Annotated in this window: 5 protein-coding genes; 1 reads left to right on the forward strand and 4 read right to left on the reverse strand. The window is 71.7% G+C overall.

The genetic code is table 11. The features are described from left to right. Nucleotides 1–156 precede the first annotated feature (156 nt). Nucleotides 157–1,254, reverse strand: coding sequence for an NAD(P)/FAD-dependent oxidoreductase (locus tag J0670_RS30275; protein WP_207814902.1), 1,098 nt, complete (start codon nucleotides 1,252–1,254; stop codon nucleotides 157–159). Nucleotides 1,255–1,360: 106 nt separating this feature from the next. Further along, on the reverse strand, nucleotides 1,361–2,353 hold the full coding sequence (locus J0670_RS30280; protein ID WP_207814904.1) for an aldo/keto reductase: 993 nt from the start codon (nucleotides 2,351–2,353) through the stop codon (nucleotides 1,361–1,363). Nucleotides 2,354–2,618: 265 nt separating this feature from the next. Between J0670_RS30280 and J0670_RS30285 the strand changes: the two genes are divergently transcribed. Continuing rightward, nucleotides 2,619–3,293, forward strand: a complete 675-nt coding sequence (locus J0670_RS30285; protein ID WP_207814907.1) for a ScbR family autoregulator-binding transcription factor — start codon at nucleotides 2,619–2,621, stop codon at nucleotides 3,291–3,293. Nucleotides 3,294–3,399: 106 nt separating this feature from the next. Here J0670_RS30285 and J0670_RS30290 read toward each other — a convergent pair whose 3' ends face one another. Beyond that, the gene (locus tag J0670_RS30290) at nucleotides 3,400–4,605 is read right to left on the reverse strand and encodes a HAMP domain-containing sensor histidine kinase (protein ID WP_207814909.1); all 1,206 of its coding nucleotides are present in this window, start codon (nucleotides 4,603–4,605) and stop codon (nucleotides 3,400–3,402) included. Next, a partial coding sequence (locus tag J0670_RS30295) for a winged helix-turn-helix domain-containing protein (RefSeq protein WP_207814911.1) occupies nucleotides 4,602–4,864 on the reverse strand: 263 nt, incomplete at its 5' end. The genes J0670_RS30290 and J0670_RS30295, both read right to left, overlap by 4 nt.

The following is a 4,864-nucleotide window of genomic DNA, read 5'->3' on the forward strand; positions in this document are numbered from 1 at the left end:
GAGCACCGCTCTTGTAAAGCGGGGGTCGTCGGTTCGAACCCGACAGGGGGCTCCGTGGTTCAACCCCGGGTCGGGATTCCGACCCGGGGTTTCGCCGTTGTCGGGGGTGCTCTCCGTACGGGCGGGCGGGCGGTGCGGTGCGGTGGCGGAGGGTGGTCAGCCGGCCGTGGGGCCCAGGGTGGCGGTGAAGCGGCCGGTGAAGAGGTCCTGGCCCTTGTACTGGGAGACCGTCTCGGCCGGGGCGACGAACGGGCCCTCGGGCGAGGGCAGCTGGCCGACGCCGCCCTTGGTGCCGAGCGGGAGGAGGATCATCGGGAAGCCCAGCGGCCGGTAGGCCTCCGTCGGCTCCTGGCCGTTGATCTGGGCGAGGATGTTCTTGGCGACGACGTCGGCGTGCTGCATCGCGTAGCCGGCCATCTTGGCCTCGGCGACGTCGGTGATGTCGCCGACCGCGTAGACGTGGTCGTGGCCCCGGACGTTGAGCTTCTCGGTCACGGGGATCCGGCCTTGCGGGTCGAGGGCGGTGAGCCTGCCGTCGGCGAGGTAGTCGGTGTTGGTGGTCGTGCCGTGGGCGCGGTACCAGACGTCGGCGGTGATCTCGTCGCCCGCGGTCGTGGTGACGGTGAACGAGCCCGCCAGGCCGGGCCGGGTGCCCGGCTCCGCCGTCAGGCCGGTGCCGAGGCGGACCTCGACGTCCAGGGCGGCGAGTTGGCCGCGCAGGTCCTCGACGACCTCCGGCTCGAAGCCGGGGAGCAGCTCGGTGGCCGGGTCGACGATGGTCACCTTCTTGTCCGGCCAGACCTCCTTGATCTCGCCGGCGAGTTCGAGCCCGACCGGGCCGGCGCCGAGTATCAGGACCGTGTCCGCCCGGAGCAGTTCCTGGTGCGAGGCGCGGAAGTCCTCCAGCGCGTCGGCGACGGTGGCGGCGGAGGGGTTGGCCGGGTACGGGTAGGTGGAGCCGGTGGCCAGGACCACGTAGTCGGCCGCGACGTGTTCGCCCGAGGCCAGGGTGACACCGGTGGCGTCCACGGAGGCGGCGCGGTCCTGGATGACTCTGCCCCGGGTGAGCAGGGTCTTGAACGGGAAGAACATGTTGGGCGCCCACTCGGGCCGGGCCAGTGCGCGCAGCGAACCGGCCACGTTGGCGAAGGCGTCGCGCGGGTCGATCAGGACGACCTCGGCCTCGGATTCGAGGGCCTTGGCCACTGCCGCGCCCCCGTAGCCTCCGCCGACAACGGCGACCGTACGACTCATGATTCACGCTCCACTGATCGGTGAGACTGCATCGGGATCTGATGAATGACGTTGGTGATCCGTACGGCGCGGCCGTACGGAACGGGCGAACTGCCAGCGCGGGCGTTCACCAGGCGTAGGCCTCGGGCGCAGGCTTGGCGCCGTTCGGGCCGGGCGGGGGGAACAGCTGGTCCAGCTTCGCCAGGGTGGCGGCGTCGAGCTCGATCGTCAGGGCGCGCAGCGAGCCGTCGAGTTGCTCGGCCGTGCGCGGTCCGATGACGGGGCCGGTCACGCCGTCCTGGGCGAGCAGCCAGGCCAGTCCGACGTGTGCGGGGTCCTCGCCGATATCGGCGCACAGCTTCTCGTACGCCTCGACGGTGCCGCGGTGCCGGGCGAGCAGGGCGGCGGAGTGTCCGGTGGTGCCGCGGGCCGCGCCGCCCTCCTTCAGCTTGCGCAGGACGCCGCCGAGCACTCCGCCGTTCAGCGGCCCCCAGGGGATCAGGCCGAGGCCGTAGTGCCGCGCCGCCGGCAGCACCTCCAGCTCCACCCAGCGGGTCATCAGGTTGTACCTCGACTGTTCGCTGACCAGGCCGAGGAAGTGCCGCGACCGCGCGGCCTCCTGGGCCTGGGCGATGTGCCATCCGGCGAAGTTGGACGAGCCGAAGTAGAGCACCTTGCCCTGCTGGCGCAGGACGCTGAACGCCTCCCAGATCTCCTCCCACGGGGTGCTCCGGTCGACGTGGTGCATCTGGTACACGTCGATGTGGTTGGTCCCCAGGCGCTTGAGCGACGCCTCGCAGGCGCGCCGGATGTTCAGCGCGGACAGGCCCGACTCGTTGGGCCAACTGCCCGTCGGGATGTAGACCTTGGTGGCCAGCACGGTCTTCTCGCGCCGCCCGCTCCCGCCGCCGAACCACCGGCCGATGATCGGCTCGGTGGGCTGCTCGCCCGGGCGGGTGCCGTACACGTTGGCCGTGTCGAAGAAGTTGATGCCGAGGTCGTGAGCCCGGTCCATGATCGCGTGGCTGTCCGCTTCGGAGGTCTGCGTCCCGAAGTTCATCGTGCCGAGCACGAGCCGGGACACGGTCAGTCCGCTGCGGCCGAGGTGGGTGTACTCCATGGGGCGCTCCTGTCTGTTTTCGGGCAGGACGGAGCTGTCGGTGTGGCAGCAGCCCCCATCCACACCTCAATAAAATACAGACAAGTCTGTCTGGTAAATCAAGTAAAGGTTCGGATCGGTCACGGCGGAGAGCGGAACGGTGGGCTCCGTCGGGCCTGTTCCAGCTGTTGGGCCGCGGCGGTCCGCAGCGTCGACTTCCGCCCGGGCGACACTTACAATGCAGACCTGTCTGTACTGTTCGTCGGCGAGTGGCAAGGATCCGGGTATGGCGAAGCAGGAACGCGGAGCGCGATCGCGGCAGGCGATCCTGGAAGCCGCCGCCGAGGTGTTCGACCTGCGCGGCTACGACGCCGCGAGCACCAATGAGATCCTCGCGCGCAGCGGCCTGACCCGAGGGGCCCTGTACCACCACTTCGCCTCCAAGGAGGCGATCGCCACGGCCCTGCTCGACGCGCACAGCGGCGCCCTCTCCGCCCCCGAGCGGTCCACCAGGCTCCAGTCGGTCATCGACCTGACCTTCGCGTTCGCCGTCCAGCTCCAGCACGATCCGGTGCTGCGGGCCGGCGTGCGCCTGGCGGTGGAGAAGACGTCGTTCCCCATCCCGGTCAACACCCCGTACGAACAGTCGACCGCGACCGTCCGGGAACTCCTGGGTGAGGCGCAGCGGCGCGGCGAGATCCTGCCCGGCCTGGACCTGGACGACGCCACCAGCGTCATCATCGGCGCGTTCACCGGCCTCCAGGTGATGTCGCAGGTCTACACGAACCGGGAGGACCTGCCCGGGCGGATCGGCGTGATGTGGCGGTTCCTGCTGCCGGGCATGGCGGCCCCCGGTCTGATCGGCAGCCTGCGGGTCACCCCGCCGCCCGCCGACGTCGTCGCCGCCGACCGGGCCCAGGCCGAGGCGCGGGTCGAGGTCGCCAACGGCAGTTCGGACTGACCATCCGTCAACGCAGGGGCGTGGCGGTGGAGTGCGTCGCCAAAACAGACAAACAGGTCTGTTTGTTTTTAGAGCGGGTCGCCCGGCCCTCGTAGCCGAAGCGTGCTCAGTCCGGCGGGAGGGTAAGGGTGGCGAGGGCGCCGCCGTCGGGGTGGTTGGTGAAGGTGAGGGTGGCGCCGATGACGCGGGCGTGGCCGGTGGCGATGGTGAGGCCGAGGCCGTGACCGCGGCCGCGTTCGGGAGCGTTGGTGCGGAAGCGCTGCGGGCCGTGTTGGAGGAGGTCGTCGGGGTAGCCGGGGCCGTGGTCGCGGACGGTGATGCGGCGGCCGTCGACGTGGAGGAGGACCGGGGCGGCGCCGTGGCGGTGGGCGTTGACGATCAGGTTGCCGAGGATGCGGTCCAGGCGGCGGAGGTCGGTGCGGACCCGCTCGTCGGTGGTGACCTCGACGGTGACGTCCAGGCCGGTGAGGGTGACGGTGCGGCGCACCGCGCGTTCCAGCGGGACGGCGGAGAGGTCGGGTGACTCGGCGTCGGCGTCCAGGCGGGAGACCTCCAGCAGGTCCTCGACCAGGGCGCGCAGGGCCTGGACCCGGTTCTGGACCAGCTGGGTGGGGCGGCCGGGCGGCAGCAGTTCGGCTGCGGTGACCAGGCCGGTGAGCGGGGTGCGCAGTTCGTGGGCCACGTCGGCGGTGAAGCGCTGTTCGTCCTCCAGACGGCGGTGCAGGGTGCGGGACATCAGGTCGACGGCGGCGGCGAGGTCGGCGACCTCGTCCCGGCCGTCGACGAGTTCGCCGATCCGGGTGTCCGTCCCGCCGGCGGCGATGCCCCGGGCGGCGGTGGCCGCGGTGCGCAGACGGCGGCTGATCCGGTCCGCGACCAGGACGCCGGCCAGCACGGTGGTGAAGACGGCGGCGACGACGGTGATCAGGATGATCCGGTCCAGGTCGGCGATGGAGCCGCGGTCCTGGGTGAAGTCCACCCGGACGGAGAACACCCCGTCCCGGACCGGTCCGGCCGCCCACATCGACTCGCCCTGCCCGTCGGCCGCGAGCACCGTGCCCTGCCGGCCGCCGGCGGCGAGGGTGCGCAGCCGGCCGGGCAGGGCCGGGTCGTTCAGGGCGGCGCCCCGGCCGGCGACGTCGCCGCTGCGGCCGTATTCGGCCAGCGACGAGTCGAGGGCGGTGAGCGCGGCGGTGCGCGCCTGGTCGACGTGCTGACGGATCATCGCCCGGTGGACCAGCAGACCGACCGCCACCGCGACCAGGACGGAGATGGCGGCGACGGCGGTGGCGATCTGGCGGCGCAGGGTCATGCCGGGCGCCGCAGCTTGTAGCCGAACCCGCGGACGGTCTCGATCCGGCCGGAGCCGATCTTGGCGCGCAGCCGCTGCACGTGGACGTCCACGACCCGGGTGTCGGCGCCCCACTCGTAGTCCCAGACGCGTTCGAGGAGGGTGGTGCGCTCCAGCACGATGCCGGGCGCGGCGGTGAACTCCAGCAGCAGCCGCAGTTCGGTGGGGGTGAGCGGGACGAGGCGGCCGTCCACCCGCACCTCCATGCTGTCGGTGTCCA

The organism is Streptomyces sp. FH025 (genome assembly GCF_017427025.1).
In the GTDB taxonomy this organism is placed as follows: Bacteria; Actinomycetota; Actinomycetes; order Streptomycetales; family Streptomycetaceae; genus Kitasatospora.